Origin of the sequence: Pseudomonas sp. EL_65y_Pfl1_R83 (assembly GCF_963970695.1) — a bacterium.
In the GTDB taxonomy this organism is placed as follows: Bacteria; Pseudomonadota; Gammaproteobacteria; order Pseudomonadales; family Pseudomonadaceae; genus Aquipseudomonas; species Aquipseudomonas tritici.
On sequence record NZ_CAXAQI010000265.1, the window covers coordinates 1 to 513 of the forward strand.

The window sequence follows — 513 nt, forward strand, 5'->3', positions numbered from 1 at the left end:
GGCCCGGAGATGGCCTCTTATCTCAGCCAGCGGCGTGGTGACGCGGCACCGGTTACTGCCTGATTCGATCACGATCGCGTTTCAAACGAATCGTACCCTGCGCCCCCGTTCGCCCTGAGCCTGTCGAAGCGCCCCTCCGCAGGCGACATCCTCGCTTGTGGGGGGGCTTCGACAGGCTCAGCCCGAACGGGGGCAATCGGACAAGACCGGATGTGCGCTACCGCCCGCGCACAATCTCGCACCCGACCGCCGCATCGGGATACACGTCCGGCTTCGACGTACGCACCGTCACGCGCTCGACGCGCGGGTCTGCAAGACACAGCGCCGCGATCGCCTCGCACAGCGTTTCCTGCAAATGGAAATGGCGGTCGGCGACCAGCGCCTGCACGCCTGCGCGCACGAAATCATAATCGAGCACCGCATCGATCCGGTCTTCGGCGGGCGGCGCGGGATAGACCACCTCCATCCGCACCGACACGATCACGCGCTGCCGCGCCGCCAGTTCGTGCGGAT

At 66.7% G+C, this 513-nt stretch carries 1 protein-coding gene; it reads right to left on the bottom strand.

The window, feature by feature from the left end:
- Window positions 1-217 precede the first annotated feature (217 nt).
- On the bottom strand, window positions 218-513 hold a 296-nt coding region (locus AACY08_RS28775), incomplete at its 5' end, for a dihydroneopterin aldolase (RefSeq protein ID WP_339472484.1).